This window comes from Microbacterium sp. NPDC080005, from assembly GCF_040702445.1.
In the GTDB taxonomy this organism is placed as follows: domain Bacteria; phylum Actinomycetota; class Actinomycetes; order Actinomycetales; family Microbacteriaceae; genus Microbacterium; species Microbacterium oleivorans_D.
This window is the reverse complement of record NZ_JBFBLD010000002.1, coordinates 1,090,621-1,109,420: the sequence shown is the minus strand read 5'-3', so window position 1 is coordinate 1,109,420 and position 18,800 is coordinate 1,090,621. Positions and strand designations below refer to the sequence as shown.

At 71.5% G+C, this 18,800-nt stretch carries 22 protein-coding genes and 1 riboswitch; of the genes, 7 read left to right on the top strand and 15 right to left on the bottom strand.

What is annotated here, in order from left to right:
* Positions 1 to 6: 6 nt before the first annotated feature.
* Positions 7 to 768, bottom strand: a complete 762-nt coding sequence (locus tag AB0259_RS12200) for an SDR family NAD(P)-dependent oxidoreductase (RefSeq protein ID WP_366222816.1) — start codon at positions 766 to 768, stop codon at positions 7 to 9.
* Positions 769 to 877: 109 nt separating this feature from the next.
* On the opposite strand from AB0259_RS12200, the gene AB0259_RS12195 reads away from it, so the two are divergent.
* On the top strand, positions 878 to 1,603 hold the full coding sequence (locus AB0259_RS12195) for an aminoglycoside 3'-phosphotransferase (RefSeq protein ID WP_366222814.1): 726 nt from the start codon (positions 878 to 880) through the stop codon (positions 1,601 to 1,603).
* Between the two features lie 4 nt (positions 1,604 to 1,607).
* On the opposite strand, the gene AB0259_RS12190 is transcribed toward AB0259_RS12195, so the two are convergent.
* Entirely contained in the window at positions 1,608 to 1,952 is a 345-nt protein-coding gene (locus AB0259_RS12190) for a hypothetical protein (protein WP_366222812.1), read from the bottom strand.
* A 52-nt stretch (positions 1,953 to 2,004) separates the two neighbouring features.
* On the opposite strand from AB0259_RS12190, the gene AB0259_RS12185 reads away from it, so the two are divergent.
* Both AB0259_RS12185 and AB0259_RS12180 read left to right on the top strand, forming a co-directional pair.
* Positions 2,005 to 2,409: an MmcQ/YjbR family DNA-binding protein gene (locus AB0259_RS12185; protein WP_366222810.1), complete on the top strand. Its 405-nt coding sequence runs from the start codon at positions 2,005 to 2,007 to the stop codon at positions 2,407 to 2,409.
* A 9-nt stretch (positions 2,410 to 2,418) separates the two neighbouring features.
* A complete protein-coding gene (locus AB0259_RS12180; RefSeq protein WP_366222808.1) occupies positions 2,419 to 2,922 on the top strand; it encodes a GNAT family N-acetyltransferase in 504 nt (167 codons plus the stop codon).
* Positions 2,923 to 3,030: 108 nt separating this feature from the next.
* On the opposite strand, the gene AB0259_RS12175 is transcribed toward AB0259_RS12180, so the two are convergent.
* The 3 genes from AB0259_RS12175 to AB0259_RS12165 all read right to left on the bottom strand — a co-directional run bounded on the left by AB0259_RS12175 (position 3,031) and on the right by AB0259_RS12165 (position 5,906).
* On the bottom strand, positions 3,031 to 3,819 hold the full coding sequence (locus AB0259_RS12175) for an energy-coupling factor transporter transmembrane component T (protein ID WP_366222807.1): 789 nt from the start codon (positions 3,817 to 3,819) through the stop codon (positions 3,031 to 3,033).
* A complete protein-coding gene (locus tag AB0259_RS12170) occupies positions 3,816 to 5,270 on the bottom strand; it encodes an ABC transporter ATP-binding protein (RefSeq protein ID WP_366222805.1) in 1,455 nt (484 codons plus the stop codon). Before AB0259_RS12170 ends, AB0259_RS12175 begins: the two co-directional genes overlap by 4 nt.
* A 3-nt stretch (positions 5,271 to 5,273) precedes the next feature.
* Positions 5,274 to 5,906, bottom strand: a complete 633-nt coding sequence (locus tag AB0259_RS12165) for an ECF transporter S component (protein ID WP_251581552.1) — start codon at positions 5,904 to 5,906, stop codon at positions 5,274 to 5,276.
* A riboswitch (TPP riboswitch) is annotated at positions 5,900 to 6,009 on the bottom strand. It overlaps the preceding gene by 7 nt.
* Positions 6,010 to 6,047: 38 nt before the next feature.
* On the opposite strand from AB0259_RS12165, the gene AB0259_RS12160 reads away from it, so the two are divergent.
* Positions 6,048 to 7,433, top strand: a complete 1,386-nt coding sequence (locus AB0259_RS12160) for a hypothetical protein (RefSeq protein WP_366222803.1) — start codon at positions 6,048 to 6,050, stop codon at positions 7,431 to 7,433.
* A gap of 3 nt (positions 7,434 to 7,436) precedes the next feature.
* On the opposite strand, the gene AB0259_RS12155 is transcribed toward AB0259_RS12160, so the two are convergent.
* The 8 genes from AB0259_RS12155 to AB0259_RS12120 form a co-directional block, all read right to left on the bottom strand.
* Positions 7,437 to 8,369 carry a DnaJ domain-containing protein gene (locus tag AB0259_RS12155; protein WP_366222798.1) on the bottom strand — a complete coding sequence of 311 codons (933 nt, stop codon included), beginning with the start codon at positions 8,367 to 8,369 and terminating at the stop codon, positions 7,437 to 7,439.
* Position 8,370: 1 nt separating this feature from the next.
* Positions 8,371 to 9,432: an enoyl-CoA hydratase/isomerase family protein gene (locus AB0259_RS12150; RefSeq protein WP_366222796.1), complete on the bottom strand. Its 1,062-nt coding sequence runs from the start codon at positions 9,430 to 9,432 to the stop codon at positions 8,371 to 8,373.
* A gap of 45 nt (positions 9,433 to 9,477) precedes the next feature.
* A complete protein-coding gene (locus tag AB0259_RS12145; RefSeq protein WP_366222794.1) occupies positions 9,478 to 9,954 on the bottom strand; it encodes a hypothetical protein in 477 nt (158 codons plus the stop codon).
* 72 nt (positions 9,955 to 10,026) lie between these two features.
* Entirely contained in the window at positions 10,027 to 10,854 is an 828-nt protein-coding gene (locus AB0259_RS12140; RefSeq protein WP_251581537.1) for a uroporphyrinogen-III synthase, read from the bottom strand.
* A 184-nt stretch (positions 10,855 to 11,038) separates the two neighbouring features.
* Positions 11,039 to 11,305: a hypothetical protein gene (locus AB0259_RS12135; protein WP_251581536.1), complete on the bottom strand. Its 267-nt coding sequence runs from the start codon at positions 11,303 to 11,305 to the stop codon at positions 11,039 to 11,041.
* Positions 11,295 to 11,705, bottom strand: coding sequence for a phage holin family protein (locus AB0259_RS12130; RefSeq protein ID WP_251581534.1), 411 nt, complete (start codon positions 11,703 to 11,705; stop codon positions 11,295 to 11,297). Before AB0259_RS12130 ends, AB0259_RS12135 begins: the two co-directional genes overlap by 11 nt.
* Positions 11,702 to 12,118 carry a hypothetical protein gene (locus tag AB0259_RS12125; RefSeq protein WP_366222792.1) on the bottom strand — a complete coding sequence of 139 codons (417 nt, stop codon included), beginning with the start codon at positions 12,116 to 12,118 and terminating at the stop codon, positions 11,702 to 11,704. The genes AB0259_RS12130 and AB0259_RS12125 overlap by 4 nt, the downstream gene beginning before the upstream one ends.
* Before the next feature lie 88 nt (positions 12,119 to 12,206).
* On the bottom strand, positions 12,207 to 13,613 hold the full coding sequence (locus AB0259_RS12120; protein ID WP_366222790.1) for an FAD-dependent oxidoreductase: 1,407 nt from the start codon (positions 13,611 to 13,613) through the stop codon (positions 12,207 to 12,209).
* 51 nt (positions 13,614 to 13,664) lie between these two features.
* On the opposite strand from AB0259_RS12120, the gene AB0259_RS12115 reads away from it, so the two are divergent.
* A complete protein-coding gene (locus AB0259_RS12115) occupies positions 13,665 to 14,240 on the top strand; it encodes an HhH-GPD-type base excision DNA repair protein (protein WP_366222789.1) in 576 nt (191 codons plus the stop codon).
* A gap of 12 nt (positions 14,241 to 14,252) precedes the next feature.
* Here the strand turns inward: AB0259_RS12115 and AB0259_RS12110 are convergent, their stop codons facing one another.
* Together AB0259_RS12110 and AB0259_RS12105 are read right to left on the bottom strand one after the other, a co-directional pair.
* Positions 14,253 to 15,641 carry a glycine--tRNA ligase gene (locus tag AB0259_RS12110; RefSeq protein WP_251581519.1) on the bottom strand — a complete coding sequence of 463 codons (1,389 nt, stop codon included), beginning with the start codon at positions 15,639 to 15,641 and terminating at the stop codon, positions 14,253 to 14,255.
* Positions 15,642 to 15,744: 103 nt separating this feature from the next.
* Positions 15,745 to 16,122: a DUF4870 domain-containing protein gene (locus AB0259_RS12105; protein ID WP_366222788.1), complete on the bottom strand. Its 378-nt coding sequence runs from the start codon at positions 16,120 to 16,122 to the stop codon at positions 15,745 to 15,747.
* Between the two features lie 129 nt (positions 16,123 to 16,251).
* Between AB0259_RS12105 and AB0259_RS12100 the strand changes: the two genes are divergently transcribed.
* Positions 16,252 to 17,616, top strand: a complete 1,365-nt coding sequence (locus tag AB0259_RS12100; RefSeq protein WP_366222786.1) for an SPFH domain-containing protein — start codon at positions 16,252 to 16,254, stop codon at positions 17,614 to 17,616.
* A 316-nt stretch (positions 17,617 to 17,932) separates the two neighbouring features.
* Positions 17,933 to 18,733, top strand: coding sequence for an SDR family oxidoreductase (locus AB0259_RS12095; protein ID WP_366222785.1), 801 nt, complete (start codon positions 17,933 to 17,935; stop codon positions 18,731 to 18,733).
* The last annotated feature ends 67 nt before the right edge of the window (positions 18,734 to 18,800 follow it).

Here is an 18,800-nt window from a genome sequence, read left to right as displayed (position 1 = left end):
CTCCACTCACTTCGGGGCCATGCGGATCGAGCCGTCGAGGCGGATCGTCTCACCGTTTAGGTAGCCGTTCTCGACGATGTGCTGCACGAGGGCGGCGTACTCGTCAGGTTTGCCGAGCCGCGCGGGGTAGGGCACCTGCTGGCCGAGCGACTCCTGCGCCGCCTCGGGGAGCCCCGCGAGCATGGGGGTCTCCATGATGCCGGGGGCGATCGTGCACACGCGGATCGCCGACCGCGCCAGTTCGCGGGCGATCGGCAGCGTCATGGCGTGCACGCCGCCCTTGCTCGCGGAGTACGCGGGCTGACCGATCTGACCGTCGAACGCGGCGACCGACGCCGTGTTGACGATGACACCCCGATCGCCGGACGCCGTGGGCTCGGTCGCCGCCATCGCCGCCGCCGCGTGGGCGATCACGGTGTAGGTGCCGATGAGGTTGATCCGGACGATGCGCTCGAAGTCGGCGATCGGGTTGGGCGACCCGTCACGGGAGAGGACCTTCGCGGGTGGCGCGATGCCGGCGCAGTTGACCGCGATCCGCAGTGGTGCGACGGCGGATGCCGCGGCCGCCGCGGCCTCGACCTGTGCGGCATCCGTCACATCGGCGGGTGCGAAGGTGCCGTCGAGCTCCGCCGCGACGTCGGCGCCGGAGGACGACGGCAGGTCGACGATGACGACATGGGCGCCCTGCGCGGCCAGACGGCGGGCGGTCCCGAGGCCCAGCCCGCTGGCACCCCCGGTGATGAGGGCGGATGCTCCGGCGATGTCCATGCGCTCTCCTTCGAACGGGATCGAGTTTCACTCTACGCGCGACTGGGTGCCACGACCGCAGGATGCCTCCAGGGTAGCCGTCCGCGGCAGCCGGCGACAGGATGGGGGGATGTCCATCCCCCTCGCCGACGCGCCCGTCCCCCCGATCGTGCGTCGCCTCGCGCGGGGTGCGGCACTCGTGCCGGTGTGGCAGAACACGCTCGGCGGGCGGACATTCCGCACCGACGACGACCGATTCATCAAGATCGGTCCGGTCCATCTCGAGACCTCGATGGCGGATGAGGCGGAGCGGATGGCCTGGGCGGCCCCCTACCTGCGCGTGCCGACGGTGGTCGAACAGGGCGACGACGGCGAAACGGAGTGGCTCGTGACCCGCGCGATCGCGGGATCTTCCGCCGTCGACCCCGAGTGGGTGGCGCGTCCCGAGACGGCGGTTCGGGCGATCGGCGAGGGCTTGCGGGCCCTGCACGAGAGCCTGCCCGTGGCATCCTGCCCCTTCGACTGGACCGTACCGTCGCGGGTCGCGAATGCCGCCGCGCGAGGTGTGGTCCTGCCCGGCCTTCTGCGCGAGCCGCCCCCGATCGAGCACCTCGTCGTCTGCCACGGCGACGCCTGCGCGCCGAACACCCTCATCGGCGACGACGGACGCTGGAGCGGACACGTCGACCTCGGGCAGCTGGGCCTCGGCGACCGTTGGGGAGACATCGCCGTCGCTGCGATGAGCACGGGCTGGAACTACGGGCCGGGCTGGGACGGTCTGCTGCTCGAGGCCTACGGGGTCGAACCCGATGAGGAGCGGATGGCGTACTACCGGAGCCTGTGGAACGCGACCTGACCGATCACCGCATCGCGCCGTCGAAGAGCGCAGCGGCCGCGAGATAGCCCGCGACCACCAGAGAGGTCGAGAACAGCGGGACCCAGGCGAGGTCGCGCCCCGTTCGCCCCGCGAGGACCGCCGCGGCCGCCGTGACGGCGACGCTTGCGAGGACCGCCGCGACGAAGAGCACGCCCGCGGCATCCGCCGCCGCCCAGTCGCAGTCGGGTGCGCACGCGCCGCCGGCGAAGACGGTTCGCAGAAACCACGACGCCCCGGTGACGACGACGGCGACCACCTGGAGGACGGCGACGGCGAGGACGGCGCCAGCACCACTCCACCGCAGGCGCGGGGGAACGGCGACGGTCATGCGGCGGACGCTACCAGGTGCGCCCCGCCTCGGGCAGGGCCAGGATGGAGCGATGCCCGCGCACCCGCAGATGTTCCACGACGACGATCCCCTGCTCGCCCTCATCCGGCGTCACGCCCTCGCACTGCCCGACGCACACGAGAAGGTGAGTCACGGCCGGCCCGCGTTCTTCACGACGAAGGTGTTCGCGTACTTCAGCGGCTCGGTACGACGGAGTCCCGGCGACTTCGAGCGCCACGACGCGGCGGTGATGATCCTGCCGGATCGGGACGACGAGCCGGCGCTGCGCCAAGACCCGCGGTTCTGGTCGCCGGCCTACCTCGGACCCTCCGGGTGGCTGGGAATCGACCTCGCCGCAACCGACGAGACCGAACTCGCCGAGCTGCTCGACGCCTCGTACCGCCGGACCGCGCCCGCGCGCCTCGTCCGCCGCCTCGACGGGCTCGCGGACGCATAGGCTCGTCCGGTGAGCGAACGGACGAGCACCGGGTCCCGCATCCTCGAGGTCGCGTGGGACGACCCGCGCGCAGCGGCCCTGCGCGACGAGTTGGATGCCGACCTCGGCGCCCGCTACGACGGGTTCCACGGCGACGAACCGGCCGAGCGCAAGGTCGCCCGCTCGCGGGCGCTCGCCATGCACCCGGAGGAGATCGTCGCGACCCTCGTCACGGTGGACGAGGACGGCATCCCCACCGGGCACGTCATCCTCCGCCGACTCGGCGCCGAATGGGAGATCAAACGCCTCGTCGTCACCGCGGCGGCGCGGGGTCGCGGACTGGCTCGGGCGTTGATGACGGCGGCTCTCGACCGGGCACGCGCGGGCGGCGCCGATCGGGTCATCCTGCAGACCGGCATCCCCCAGCCGGAGTCCATCGCGCTGTACGAGTCGCTCGGGTTCACCCGCATCCCGGTCTACGCGCCCTACATCGAGACGATGCCGCGCTCGGTGTGCTTCGCCTACCGGTTCTGAGCGTCACCCCGGGACGGATGCACGACCCGGGGTGCGGGAGCCACCCGGAAACGGCGGCGACTCGACACCCGCACCACCGATCGTGCCGACGTCGCACCATCGGGCGGATCAGGACGGGCCGAGGATGAAGTTCCAGGTGCCGGCCGCGACGGCGGCGACGACCGCCGCTCCGGCTATGCCCGCGCCGATCGCGATCAGCCCCCACTCGCGACCCCCGAACGTCGATGTGCGCGCCCAGGTTCGAGGACCGGGGGCTCCGAACCCCCGGGCCTCCATCGCCGTCGCGAGCTTGGACCCGCGTCGGATCGACAGCACGAGCAGCGCGAAGGCCATCCCCGCGAACCGCCGCAGCCGCCCGCGGTCGGCCACCCCGCGCGCACGACGGGCGAGCTCGAGAGAGCGCCAGTCGTCGATGAACAGACCGATCATCCGCAGGCCGGCGAGCGCGCCGAGGACGAACCGCGCCGGCAGCCGGACGATCTGCGCCAGACCGTCGGCGAGATCGGTCGGGTCGACGGTGATGAACAGGACGACCGAGGGCAGCGCGACGGCGAGCACGCGGAGGAGCGTCGCCGCAGCCAGTTCGAGCGAGCCGTCGCTGACGCGGATGAGCAGCCATTCGACGTAGACGCGCCCGTCGGCTTCGCCGTACAAGGCGATCGTGACCGCCGTCAGCGGCGCTGCGATCCAGACGGGCCAGGTCCGCCGCCAGAACTCCGCCCAGCGCAAACCGGCGAACGGGATCAAGAGGCACTCGAGGAGGAGCGCCACCGCCGCCGACACCCAGTCGAGGGTGAACACCAGCGGGACCGCGACGAGACCGCTCGCCGCCAGCTTCGCGACCGGATTGATGCGGGCGACGACGCCGGTCCTGGCCTGCCCGTCGAGGAGCGTCACTGCTCGACCCCCAGACGGACCTCGCGCGCATGGAGTGCGTCGACCGCGTGGAGATCGTGGGTGATGACGACGACCGCCGACCCCGCATCGCGGAGCTCGGCGAGGAACGCGATCAGGCTGGACCACGTCGTCGCGTCCTGCCCGAAGGTCGGTTCATCGAGGACGAGCACCCGCGGCGCTGTCGCCAGCATGGACGCGACCGTGAGGCGGCGCTTCTCTCCGCCCGAGAGCGTGTAGGGGTTCGCCCCGGCGAGCCGCGTCAGCCGCATCCGCTCCAGGAGGCCGTCGACGATCGCCGCCACCTCCGGCTCGGCGAGCCCGAGCGCGGTCGGGCCGATCTCCAGTTCGTCACGCACCGTGCGCGCGAGGAACTGGTGCTCGGGATCCTGGAAGACCGTCCCGATGCGGGTGAGGAGCTCGCGGGACGACCAGCGGATCGGATGCGGTCCGATGCCGTCCGCAAGGGCGCTCGTCGCCACGACCTCGCCCGCCGCCGGGGGCAGGAGCCCGGCCAGGGTGAGCCCGAGCGTCGACTTGCCGGCGCCGTTGGGCCCCGTCACCGCGAGGACCTCGCCCGCCCGCACGTCCAGGTCGATGCCGGTCGCGACGGGGTGGCCGGCGACCCGCTGGACCGACAGACCGCGCGCGGTCAGCAGTGTCTCGCCCGGTGCGGCGACGGGCGGGGCGGGCGCGGCGGGCGGATGCCCCGGCACCCACACGCCCGCCTTCGCAAGGCTTTCGCCGAGCGATCCCAGCACCTGCTCGGGGGTGCCGTCGGCGATCACTCCCGGCGCATCGGCACCACCCAGCACGATGACCCGGTCCACGAGCGGCAACCAGACGTCGACGCGGTGCTCGACCACGACGAGGGTCGCGGGATGTGTCTGCAGCATCGCCGCGACCGCGTCGCGGACCTCGGCGACGCCGTCCGGGTCGAGGTTCGCGGTCGGCTCGTCGAGCAGCACCAGTCCCGGCTGCATCGCGACGACACCCGCGAGCGCGAGTCGCTGTTTCTGGCCACCCGAGAGCGCCTTCGTCGGGCGGTCCCGCGGGATGTCGAGACCGACCGCCGTCAGTGCCGCTTCGACCCGCGGCCAGATCTGCTCTCGCGGCACACCGAGGTTCTCGCAGCCGAACGCGACGTCGTCACCGACGCGGGCGAGGATGACCTGCGAGTCCGGATCCTGCAGAACGAGACCGGCTCGGCCGCGCTGCGCTGCGGCGCGGCCTCCGTCGAGGAGGATGTCCCCCTCCATCTCGCCCTCGTCGGCGCCGCCGAGGACCCCCGCGAGACCATGGAGCAGCGTGGACTTGCCGGCACCGGACGCGCCGAGGAGGAGCACGCGCTCCCCCGGCGCGATCGTCAGGTCGACCCCGCGCACGGCCCAGGCGTTCCGTGACGCGTGGCGCCACCCCCACCCTCGGACGTCGACGCGTGCGGGACGGGTCATGCGTCAGACACGACTGCGCGCTTCGCGTCCGATGGCGAATCGGTCGAGCGCACCCGTGGCGGCGAGCCCGCGAGCCAGGAACCACGAGAGCGCGCCTGCGATGACGGCCCCCGAGAGAACGGTGGAGACGAGGTAGACACCCGTGAAGGCGACGTCCGCGCCCGCGTACCAGAGGATGAGGTTGTTGATGCCGCCGGCGAGCGCCGCGCCCGCACCGGCGAGGACCGCGACGGGCAGGGTGAACCGCCGGTAGAGGAAGAGGAGCACGATCAACTCCGCACCGAGTCCCTGCACGAGTCCCGCCTCGATGGTCAGGAAGCCGCCCCAGCTGTTCCCCACGAGGGCCGACACGACGGCCGCCAGGGTCTCGGTGTAGACGGCGGCACCGGGCTTGCGGATGATCAGGGCGCCGAGGACCCCGGCGAACAGCCACGGTCCGTCGAGCAGGCCCTGCAGACCGGGCAGGAGCGGCTCGAGGAGTGTCTTCGGGCCGAGGTAGCCGATGTTCCACAACAGGAAGATGAGACCCGATGCGACGCCGAGGACGGAGGCCACGACGATGTCGATGACCCGCCAGCGGAAGCGGCCCGGCGATGAGGTGGTGCGGGTCTCGGATGTGGACGCGACAGCGTGCATTTCTCTCTCCTCCCTGCGCCGGCATGATCCGGATCAGGTTCGACGGTCGAAGCGTGGATCGCTTCCTCTCAGCCCGGCTCACCGGACTCCCGTGGTTGTGCGTCGAGTATAGCCACAGGCAGACCGCGCTACCGTGGTCCGGTGACCGTGGACGACGCTGATCCCCGAATCCGCCGGCGACGGCGCGACGCGAAGCCTGCCTCCCCCTCCGCCGACCACACGGCGCTCGGCTGGGTCGATGACGAGGGGCGTCCGGTGAGCGCCGCCCAGCCGCGGCCGGCCTCCTACGACCTGCTGCCCCCCGCGGGCCGGCGTCGCGGCATCCCCCTGGCGTTCTTCGGCATCCCCGCCCTCGCCGTCCTCGCGGTCGCGACGGCCTACACGACCGCGATGCTGCTCTGGCCGCTCAACAACGTGACCCCTGCGGCGAGCGCGACCGATGCCGCCGCCCTGACCGGCGCGCCGTCCGCGATCGCGTGGCCGACCGACGCCGAGTCCGCCGTGGGCGTCGCCGGATTCGCTCCCGCGGCCTCGTCCACGACACCCGCGCAGATGGCCAGCACGACCAAGCTGGTGACCGCGCTCGTGATCCTGGATCAGGCGCCCCTCGCCGCAGGCGAGCAGGGACCCGCTTACGAGTTCACCTACGCCGATCGCCAGGAGTACTGGCGATACGTCGCGCAGAACCAGTCCGCCCTCAACGTCCCCGACGACGGGTCGCTGACCGAGTACCAGATACTTCAGGGCATGCTCATCGCGTCGGCCAGCAACTACGCCGACCGCCTCGCCACCGATGCCTTCGGATCCGTCCAGGACTACGTCACCGCCGCGAACGCGTGGCTCGTCGAGAACGAGCTCGACGGGATCACGGTGACGGATGCCTCGGGCTACGACCGCGGCAACGTCGCGACGCCGGCGGCCATGGTCGCCCTCGCGGAGAAGGCCATGGCGAACCCCGTCATCGCGGAGATCGTCGCCACGGAGTCCGCGGAGCTCCCCGGCGCCGGCGAGTTCGAGAACACGAACGCCCTCCTCGGCACCGACGGCGTGATCGGCCTGAAGACCGGCAGCTACGCAGGCTCCTACAACCTCGTCGCCGCACGGTCGCTGGACCTGGGCGGCGGCCCCACGACGCTGTTCGCGTCCGTCGCCGAGGCACCGACCGATGCAGCTCGCGTCGACGAGACCGAGGCCCTGCTCGACGCCGTCGCTCAGGAGGCATCCGTCACGACGACCCTTCCGGCGGGGACCGTCGTCGGCGAGGTCACCACGGCCTGGGGTGCGACGACCACGGTCGTCACCGACGAGGACGCCGAGCTTCATCTGTGGAACGGCGCGACGGCCACGGCTGAACCCGCCTTCGACATCGACGCGGATGCCGCAGCCGGAGCGGATGCCGGAACGATCACCCTCGCCGGCCCCGCAGACGAGGTCGACGTGCCGGTGAGCGTGACGACGGCACTCGACGGACCCGACCCGTGGTGGCGACTCACCCACCCGATGGAGCTCGTCGGCGCAGGCGACTGAGACTCAAGCGAAGCGGACCGTCTGCTGCAGCCGCGTCCGCACGTCGAAGAGCTCGTTGCCGCCGATGTCGCGGGCGCCGCTGACACCGCGGCGCAGCACGGTCGCAAGGACGCTCCGGGCGACGACGGCGACGGGCAGCCCCTTCACCTTTCCGAGCTCCTCCACTGCGGTCGCGACGTCGTCGTCCGGCAGCACGACGAGAGCCGCGCTGAAGCGCACCTTCGCCGCGCGGCCGAGCGCACGCGCCGCGAGCACGAGCTGTGCGACCGGTGCCCCCACGACGGTGTCGCCCTCCAGCTCGCCGCGCCGGCTGCGCACCGGCGCGCCGAAGTCCTCGGACAGCACGGCGTAGAGCCCGCTCGGGCCCAGCACGATGTGATCGAGCTTCACGTCGGGGTCCCGCCGATCCGCGGCGACGTCGTGCCAGACGGTGTAGCCCATGCCGAGCTCGGCGACGATCCGTGCCGTCGCCTCCTCGGCGAGCGCGTCGGCGAGCAGGCGCCGCACCTCGTGCGGGGCGCTGCGGACCAGAGCGGGGTCGTACGGGTCCGCGAGGTCGACGCCGCGGCCGGCCCACTCGCGGATGAGATCGAGGTAGCGCTCGCGGCGCCAGCCGCCCGGCTGGCCGAACGACCGGGCGCGCGGGCGGGTGTCGGCCTGCCGCGTCTGAGGACGCCACATCGGGGCCTGCGTGTCGGGGCCGTAGGACACCGCCTGCCCGAACCCGTGCCCCCGGTCGTAGGCGGACCGCGCGTCGGCCGTCCCGACGAGCTCCCAGGCGCGCTGCACCTGCACGAACTGCGCGGCGTCCCCGCCGGTGTCGGGGTGCGTCTGACGCAGACGCAGGCGGTACGCCTTGCGGAGGTCGTCCTCGCTCGCGTCCGCGGCCACGCCGAGGACCTCGTATGCGGAGGCGGACAGAGGGCTGTCGAACACGTCAGCTCCAGAGTGGGGCGCTCGGGCGGAACGCGAGCGCCGTGTGGGCAAGATCGGCGGGGACGTCTTCGAGACGGCCGGGCTGCCAGCGCGGCGTGCGGTCCTTGTCGACGAGTTGAGCGCGGATGCCCTCGACGAGATCGGGCTGGGTCCGTCCGAACCACTCGACGAGCGCGTACTCCTGCGCCAGCGCGGCGCGCAGCCCCGGCAGGGTCCGCGCCGAACGCACGGCGGCGAGCGTGACCGTGAGCGCCGTCGGGGCCTGGGTCTCGAGCAGGTCGGCGGTGGCCGCGGCATCCGGTTCGGGCCGGTCGCGCAGACGCGCGATGATGCCCGCGACGGTGTCGGCGGCGAACGCGTCGTCGATCCAGTCCTGCGACGCCGCGAGGCGGGACGGTTCGGGAGTCTCGTCGAAGAGCATCGCGATCTCGGTGGGCGTGTCGGGGTCGGCCCGCGTCACGAGCGCGTGGCGCACGTCGTCGAGGCGGTCGGCGGGCACGAAGTGGTCGGCGAATCCGGCGTGGATCGCGTCGGCGGCATCCATCGTCCCGCCGGTGAGAGCGAGGTACTCGCCCAGGCGGCCGGGGGCGTGGGCGAGCAGCCACGAGCCGCCCACGTCAGGGGTGAAGCCGATGCGGGTCTCGGGCATGGCGAGGCGCGATCGTTCGGTGACGATCCGCACGGCGGCGTGGCCCGCCAGCCCGATGCCGCCGCCCATCGTGACGCCGTCGGCGAAGGCGACGACCTGCTTCGGGTACTCGGCGATCCTCGCGTTCAGCGCGTACTCGTCGCGGAAGAAGGCCATCGCGGCCTCGGCGTCGCCCGCGAGGATCTGCTCGCGCAGCGCCCGCACGTCGCCGCCGGCACAGAACCCACGGCCACCGGCACCGTCGAGCAGCACGAGACGGATGTCCGGGTGATGCTCCCACGCGTCGAGCGCCTCGGCGATCCCACGGATCATTCCGTGGTCGACGGCGTTGATCGCCCCGGGCCGGTTGAGCGTGATGCGTCCGACGCTCCCCTCCGCACGGACGAGCAGACGGGATGCCGCGGGTTCACTCACCCCGGCAACGTTACCGGCCCGATCCTCGGCGCGAGCCGTGCGCCGTCAGGCCTGCGCGGGTCGCGGCGCCCGCCGGCGCGGCGCCCGCGAAGGTGCGGCGGTCTCGGCATCCGGCCGCTGCACCGGGATCTCGGTCGTCACGAGCTCGACGACGTCGACGGGCTCATCCTCGGCTTCGAGACGCAGCGCTTGGACGAGCGCCAGGCCGTGACGCGTCGTGATGACGAGCCGCTGGAACTCGGGGTCCCCCTCGAGGTCGATCACGACCGACGGTCGCCGCCGCCGGACGAGGACGAAATCGTCGCCGCCGGCGGAACGCCACCGCCCCATCGCGACGGTCCGCGGGATGACGGTGCCGGGTGTCGGAACGCCGCGCAGCCACGTCCACGGATCGTCGACGAGCTGCACCTTCGCGATGTGCGTCCGCTCCACGCGGACAGCCTCCTTGCGGAACGACAGGGCGCGCTCGGTGGCCGAGAGGGCGACCTCCAGTCGCGACGAATCGAGCAGCAGCGTCACCATGGGATCAGTCTGCCAAACACGTCATGCGCGACGGATGCCGCCCGCGCAACGATCCGGTCTCGACCACGGACGTCAGCCCTGGATGCGGGGAAAAGAACCGGTCGGAGGGGCGAACTCGTCGATCGCGTGCGGCAGGGGGAACTGGGCCACCGCGGCGATCAGGCCCGCGACCGTCTGCTCCTTCGCGATCACGCTGACGCCCAGTCCGGCACGTCGGGCGTCCTTCGCCGTCCGCGGGCCGATGGCGGCGATCACGGTGCCGGAGGGGATGTCGGGGAACTGCTCGTAGACCTGCTCGGCGACGGATCCACTGGTGACGAGGATGGCGTTGATGCGCCCGGAGCGGACGTCGGTGGCGACCTTCTCGGTGACGGGCACGCCGACGGTCCGGTAGGCGACGACGCTGCGGACGTCGTGCCCCGCCTCGTTGAGCAGACGCGTCAGCACCGGCTTCGCGAGCTCGCTCCGGAGGGTGAGGACCCGCATCGGCTCCGGCTCGAGTGCGATGAGCTGCGCGGCCATCCCGGCGGCGGAGTTGTCGTCGTCTGGGACGAGGTCGACGCGGTAGCCCACCGCGCCCAGAGCGGCCGCGGTGGTCTCACCCACGGCGGCGACTCGTGTGCTGGGGGGAATGACCGCCCGGTAGGCGTGGAGCACGTCGACGGTCGTCGAGCTCGTGAGGGTCACCCAGTCGAAAGCCCCCGCGGCGAGGTCCTGGAGCGCCGACTCGAGGTCGGTCGGGTCCTCGGACGGCGCGAAGTTGATGAGCGGTGCGATGACCGGCGTCGCCCCCTGTGTGCGCAGAGCGGCAGCCACGCTGTCGCCCCACGGACCCCCACGAGGCACGAGCACACGCCACCCCTTGAGGGGTTTCGGTGCTGCCGCAGCAGGTGTGTTCATGGTTCGACTCTCGTATAGGCGGTGGCCGCCCCAGAGCGAGACGGCCGACGCTCAGCGGAACGATGCACGACGTGCGAACGTTCGGGACCCTGTCGTCGGCAGCATCTGCGCCTTCGCCGCTGCCTGTTCCGAGCATACCCCGGGTCGCCAGCGGTGACTCGTCCGCCGGTGTGCCTCGCGTCGGTCAGCGCGTGTAGAGCCGGACGGCACCCCAGACGACGAGCCCGATGGCGGCGGCGGCACCGACGGCCGCGACAACGGCTCCGGTCGGGTTGCGGTCCGCGAACTCGCGAGCCGACACCTGCGCGCGGCGGGTGGCCCGCGCCGCCCGCTTGGGCACGTTGGCCTTCTCCTCGATGGCGGCGAGCGCAGCCTTCAGCTCCGCCCGAGCGCGTTCGACGGGGTCCGAGATGCCGAGGGGGACGGCAGTGCGGGGGACGTCAGAACTCATCGGCCACTTCCTTCACGATTCGGGCGTCGGTCGACAGGGCCTTCGCGGGGTTCTCTCGGTTCTTCATCCGCTTGATGCGCAGCATGCCCAGCAGGGCGAAGACGACGACCAGCAGCAGGCCGAGCACGACGAGGATCAGTGCTGCAAGCCAGGGCGCCATCCACGAGGACAACCCGATGACGGTGAACGCACCGATCGCGGGCAGGGTCCAGAACAGCACGAACAGGGCCAGGACGAACCAGAGGCCGACGACGCCGGCATCCTTCCCGGTCCGTGTCGCCCACGCCTTCGCGGCGTTGATCTCGGCGACGATGAGGTTCTTGACGAGCTCGGGAAGCTCACCGACCAGACCGAGGAGGCTGTCGTCACCCCGATCGCGGAATCCGCGGGGCGTGCTCATGAGGCGGACGAACTCTTCTTGGTGGAGGTCGAACGCTTCGCGGTTCCCGACCCGGTCGAACTCTCCGAGGTGCTCGAGCCCGACACGGCGTCGGCGGTCGTCTCGGCGGCATCCTTCACGTCGTCGGCGGCGTCCTTCGACGCGTCGAGGGCGGCATCGAGCTTGTCACCCGGGGTGCCCTTCGTGGTCGCGGCGCGGGTGATCTTCACGGCACTGCTCCAGAGCACGCTCGGCAGGGCGAACGCCGCCGACTTGCCGAATTCGCTCACCTTGTCGACCTGCTTCTGCACGGCCGGGGTGTTGTAGACCCGCAGGTAGGCGTCCTTGATCTGCTCGTAGCGCTGACGGCCCGCGCGGGCCCCGAGGACGTAGCCGGCGGTGAGTCCGACGACGATTCCGATCTTGCCCTTCATGGCGATTCCTCACGTTCGTGGCGATGTGATGCCGAGACCCCAGAGTAACGGCGCATTCCGTTCGCGGCATCCACCCTTGACAGCCGGCTCAGGTCGGTGCAGAGGTGCCGTCTGCGTGCCACAGCAGGGCCGAGCGGATGCGCTCCGCCTCGTCTTTCGCATCAGCCACGACCCGAGTGATCCCCGTACCGTCGATCCACGCGCCGACGACGCCGAGCCGGTCGTCCCGACGAGCGGCTCGGCGGAGCTCGTCACGCTCGGGCGACAGCGCCGACGAGGGCAGCGACCGCGGCCAGCGCGCGCGATGCGTGCCGCGTACCGTGCCGAGATCGACCCCGAGAAGTTGCGCGGCCGCTCCGGTGGACACCGCGATCGCATCACCGTCGCGGAGATCGCTCGCCGCCGTCGTGACCCGCACGACGTGCGGGTCGCCCTCTGTGCGCGGCCACGTCGCGGTCGCGTGGACGACCGCGATCGCGGGGGCGGTGCCGGGCACCGCGTAGACGGCGTGTCCGCGCGGTCGGGCATCGAGCGCGGGCGCGTCGAGTACGAGGGTGACGACGTCGACATCGTCGGGTGAGAGCATGCCCCCCTCAAGACCGGGCAGGTGCGGTACGAGCAGCCGGCGCGCAGGGCGCTCCGGCGTCGCGACGATCACCGCGTCGACGTCGAGACCGTCCTCGGCCACGGTCGTGAGCGACCAGCCCGCCGCCGTCCGCTCCACACTCGTGACCTCCGTCTCGGTGCGGATGTCGACCTCGAGCTCGCTGAGGCGCTGCCCGAGCGCGTCGATGAACACGGACATGCCGCCGTCGAGGGTGGCCCGGGATGGACCGGCATCCCCATCCGGCAACTGCTGCGCCACCGCACCCGACAGCGATCCGGTGCGCGTGAGGGCGGCATTCAGCCCGCGGGCGGCCCGGTCGACGTCGACCTGCTCGGGCGGGACGCCATGAATGCCGAAGGTCAGCGGCGCGACCATCCGCTCGAGCACGCGCGACCCCATCCGGCTCTCAACGAGCGCGGCGAGGTTGCGCTGCGCACCGATCGTCAGCGGCGGACGCAGGCGGTCGATGTAGGCGCGCCAGGCGCCGGACCAGCCGATGATGCGCCGGACCCGCGCGTCGAAAGGATTGGCGGGGATGCCGAGGATCGACGCGTCGGGGAGGGGCGCGACCCCGTGGCCGCCCGCCACCCATGTCTCCGCCTCGCGTGCCGTGACGACGGCGTCGGTCAGTCCGAGCTCGTCGATGAGCTCGTTCAGGGCGCCGGGAGCCACCCGGAAACCGTCGGCGGCGACGTCGATCCGATGGCCGTCGAGTTCGGCGGAGGCCACGATCCCGCCGAGCCGGTCGGCGGCCTCGAAGAGGGTGACCCGGATGCCGAGCTTCGCGCACTCGAGCGCGGCGACAAGACCCGCGACACCCCCGCCCACCACGGCGACACGAGCGTGGCGCGCCTGAGAGATCAGATCGGGTGCGGCCGAGGGATCCATGGTGTCCATCCTCCCCCACCCCGCGGCGGCGCGGAGTGCGAACATAGGCCTATGGCTCTCCACATCACCGGCGACGAGGCAGCCGACGCGCTCCTCACCGACGAACCCCTCGCGCTCCTCATCGGAATGCTGCTCGACCAGCAGATCGCCATGGAGACCGCCTTCGCCGGGCCGCTGAAGATCCGTGAGCGCACCGGCGGACTCGATGCCGCCGGGATCGCCGCCGCCGACCCCGAGGAGTTCGCTGCCGCGTTCAGCGAGACCCCCGCCGTGCACCGGTTCCCCGGTTCGATGGCCGGTCGAGTCCAGTCGCTGTGCCAGGCGCTCGTCGACGAGTGGGGTGGCGACGCGTCGGCGCTGTGGACCGAGGGCGACCCCGACGGCGCGACGGTGCTGAGGCGCCTCAAGGCCCTGCCCGGGTTTGGCGACCAGAAGGCGCGCATCTTCCTCGCACTGCTCGGCAAGCAGTACGGCTTCACCGGCGCGGGCTGGCGCGAGGCTGCCGGCGCCTACGGCGAAGAGGGCTCGTTCCGCTCCGTCGCCGACATCGTCTCCCCCGAGTCGCTCGCGAAGGTCCGCGAGCACAAGCGCGCCGCGAAGGCGGCGGCGAAGGCCGCGAAAGGCTGAGCCGCCGCGGGGTCAGGCGCCGCGCAGGCGCGGGGCGAGGTAGGCGTGCAGCTCGGCGAGCGCGATGCGCTCCTGAGCCATCGAGTCGCGGTCGCGGACGGTCACGGCGTCGTCGTCCAGCGAGTCGAAGTCGACGGTGACGCAGAACGGCGTGCCGATCTCGTCCTGCCGGCGGTAGCGACGACCGATCGCGCCGGCGTCGTCGAAGTCGACGTTCCAGCCGTTCGCGCGCAGATCGTCGGCGACCTTGCGGGCCAGCGGCGACAGGCGCTCGTTGCGGCTCAGCGGCAGCACCGCGACCTTCACCGGTGCGAGGCGCGGGTCGAGGCCGAGCACCGTGCGCGTGTCGGTGCCGCCCTTCGCGTTCGGCACCTCCTCCTCGCGGTACGCGTCGACGAGGAACGCCATCATGGCGCGCGTCAGACCGAACGACGGCTCGATGACGTAGGGGACGTAGGTCTCCCCGGATGCCTGGTCGAAGTAGGTGAGCTTCTGCCCCGACGCCTCGATGTGGCTCGAGAGGTCGTAGTCGGTGCGGTTGGCGACACCCATGAGCTCGCCCCACTCCTTGCCGGCGAACCCGAAGCGGTACTCCACGTCGATCGTGCCGGCGGAGTAGTGCGCGCGGTCCTCTTCGGGCACGTCGAACTGACGCATGTTCTCGGGGTCGATGCCGAGGTCGATGAACCAGTTCCAGCAGGCCTGCACCCAGTGGTCGAACCACTCGCCCGCCTCGGCGGGCGGGGTGAAGAACTCGATCTCCATCTGCTCGAACTCGCGCGTGCGGAAGATGAAGTTGCCGGGAGTGATCTCGTTGCGGAACGCCTTGCCGACCTGGCCGATGCCGAACGGCGGCTTCTTGCGGCTCGCGGTGAGCACGTTGGAGAAGTTCACGAAGATGCCCTGCGCCGTCTCGGGACGCAGGAAGTACAGGCCGCTCTCATCGTCGACAACACCGAGGTAGGTCTTCACGAGACCCGAGAACGACTTGGGCTCGGTGTACTGCCCCTTCGTGCCGCAGTTGGGGCAGGGCACATCGCCCAGGCCGTTCTCGGCCTTGCGCCCCTTGCGCGCCTCGAAGTCCTCGATGAGCGTGTCCTCGCGGAAGCGCTTGTGGCATTGCAGGCACTCGACGAGCGGGTCCGTGAAGGTCGCGACGTGACCCGAGGCCTCCCACACGCGCTTGGGGAGGATGATCGACGAGTCGAGCCCGACCATGTCGCCGCGACCGCGGACGAAGGTCTGCCACCACTGCTGCCGGATGTTCTCCTTCAGCTCCGTGCCGAGGGGACCGTAGTCCCACGCCGACCGCGACCCGCCGTAGATCTCGCCCGCCTGGAAGACGAACCCGCGGTGACGTGCGAGGGCGATGACTTTGTCGAGACGGGACTGCTCGGCCACGGTGGCTCCAATGGTCGTCGTGAGGGGGGTGCGCGACAGCGCGGATGCCGCGAGACACGGCATCCTCCAGTCTATCCGCGCCGGTTCCGGCCGACGACGGGGGTCAGGAGACGAAGCGGATGCTGAGGGGCGGTGTGTACCACTGCCCCTGGCTGGCCTTCACGGCCGCCACGATCTCGATCACCAGGGCGAAGATGCCGGCCGCGAACAGCAGGAGGAATCCGATGCCGATGAACGCCAGCGGGATGGAGACGAGCGCGATGATCAGGATCGTGAGCTGGAAGTTCAGGGCCGCGGCGCTGTGGGCCCGGATGAAGGGTCCGCGATCGCGCAGGACCAGGTAGACGATCAGCGGACCGAGGAACGCGAAGAGGATGCCGCTGACGTGGGTGAGCGACGCCCAGGTCTTCTCGTCCTCGGGGCGCATCGGCGGAGCGTACGGGTAGGGCTGCGCGGGAGGCGGAGGCGGCGGGGTCGTCATGGCGTCAGCGTACGGGCAGACGTCGGAACGCGGCGAACCTCGTCACGCGGCTGGACTAACCGATACGTTCGAAGTGGGCGCCTTCGCGGGGCCGCACGAAGGACATCGAGACTCAGGGGGATTCCACACATGGACGCACTCATCGCCGGAGGGGCGGTCGTCGTCGGCGGCATCATCGTCGTCGCCGTCATCGTCTTCATCATCATCTTCATGGTGGTGCTGCGAGCCTGGTACAAGGTCGCCAAGGCCGACCAGGCGCTCGTCATCGTCGGCCGCAACCAGAAGAACGCGGCGGGTGACTCGTCCCGCATCTCGGTGATCACCGGCGGCGGCGCCCTGGTCAACCCGCTCACCCAGCGCGCCGAGATGATCTCGCTGCGCGCGCGCCAGATAAAGATGGAGCCGACGGCTCAGGCATCCAACGGCGTCACCGTGAACGTCAGCGGTGTCGCTCTCGTCAAGATCGGCTCCGACCCCGAGTTCGTCCGTCGCGCGGCCGAGCGCTTCCTCTCGCAGGACGGCGCGATCGAGCAGTTCACCACCGAGCAGCTCGAGGGTGCGCTCCGCGGTGTCGTCGCGACACTGACCGTCGAGCAGCTCATGAAGGACCGGCAGAAGCTGTCGGACCAGATCGCCGAGGGCATCAAGAGCGACCTGCTCGCCCAGGGCCTCATCCTCGACTCGTTCCAGATCCAGGGCGTCACCGACAAGAACGGCTACATCGACGCCCTCGGCGCGACCGAGGTCGAGCGCGTCCGTCGCGAGGCCGAGGTCGCCCGCATCAACGCGGCCCGCGAGGTGAAGGCGCGGCAGATCGCCACGGACGAGGCGAACCTCGTCGAGCAGACCGCGTACGACCGCAACACCGCCCAGGCGTCGGCCGAGGTCGGCCGTGCCCGCGCCGAGGCCGAGCAGGCCGAGGCCCTCGCCCGCGCCGAGCGCGAGCAGGCCGTCCTCCTGCAGCAGGCCGAGAACCGGCAGGCGCAGCTCGATGCCGACGTCAAGAAGGTCGCCGACGCGTCGCTCTACGAACGTCAGCGTTCCGCGGACGCCGACGCGTACACCCAGGTCAAGGCGGCCGAGGCCCGCGCGCAGATCGCGGCGCAGGAGGCCGAGGCGACGCGCCTGCGCGCCCAGGCCGAGGCCGACGCGATCCGCCTCGAGGGCGAGGCGCGCGCCGAGGCGATCAAGGCGGAGGCCGCGGCCATCGCGCAGAACCAGGAGGCTCTGCTCGCGCAGCGTGCGATCGAGGCGCTGGTGCCGCTCATGACCGAGTTCGCCCGCGGCTTCGACAAGGTCGGCTCGATCACGGTCCTCGGCGGCGAAGGCGCGTCGAGCCACATCGCCGGCGAGAGCGCATCGAGCATGCGCGCCACCTTCGACGCGGTCCAGGCAGCGACCGGCATCGACCTGCGCGGCATCATCCAGGGCCAGGCCACCGGTCGTGGCATCGCCCAGGGTCTGCAGAACGAGCAGGGTCTGCAGAACGAGTAGGGTCTGCCGAACGAGCAGGACGCCGCTCCCCTGCGCCGCCGCGCTGCCGGACCGACCGTGCCGACGGCTGAGCCGACTGCGCCGGCAGCCGGCGACGCGCCGTCCCCGGACGCCGTCTGACACCCACCGCACGAAGCCGGCCACCCGTCGACGGGTGGCCGGTTCGCGTTCTGCCGCAACCCCTCCGTTCCGGCTGACTCGGGTCCCCGTAGCGCCGAGCACGCACGGCGGAGCGACGGAATCCGAGGAGTTAGGGCGGCTGCGCAGCGCTGTCAACCCCGCCCCCTGTCACCGTCGCGGTCCGTAGCGTCGCGGCATGACCTTCACTCCTCGCCGCGCCATCGTGACCGCCTCCGACTCCGGCATCGGCCGGGCGACCGCCCTCGCCCTCGCCGACGCGGGGATGGACGTCGGGGTCACCTGGCACTCCGACGAAGACGGCGCGAACGAGACCGCCGACGAGGTCCGCCGTCGTGGCCGGAAGGCGGTCGTCGCCCAGTTCGATGCGACCGACCTGGACGCGGTCCCCGGCATCGTGCGCGGTCTGGCGGAGGAGCTGGGCGGACTCGACGTCTTCGTGAACAACGCCGGCGGCGGGACGGGCGGCCCCTTCCTCGAGATGGACGTCGAGGGCTGGCGAAAGGTCGTCGGTCTGAACCTCGACGGGGCGTTCGTCGGGATGCACACGGCCGCGACCCTCATGGCGGAGGCCGGTCAAGAGGGCCGGATCATCGCGGTCACGAGCGTCCACGGCTCGCAGCCCCGGGTCGGTTCTGCGGCCTACGTCGCCTCGAAGCACGGCCTCGAGGGGCTCGTGAAGACGATGGCGCAGGAGCTCGGCGCGAAGGGCATCACGGTCAACTCGGTCGCGCCCGGTGAGATCGCGACACCCATCAACGACATGGACGCCGAGGACGCGGAGAACACTCACCGCCCCGGCATCCCGATCCCCCGTCCGGGCAAGCCCGAGGAGATCGCCGACGTCATCGCCTTCCTCGCCTCGCCCGCATCGTCCTACGTGACCGGTGCGACGTGGGTCGTCGACGGCGGGATGCTGCAGATGGGTCCGCAGGCGGGCTCGCACATGGAGTCCGACGCCTGGCGCGACGCGGGCTGACGGCGACCGACGTCGCCGGCCGCGGATAGCCTGGAGGGATGGCTCCGGACGACAGACGCAGACTCAC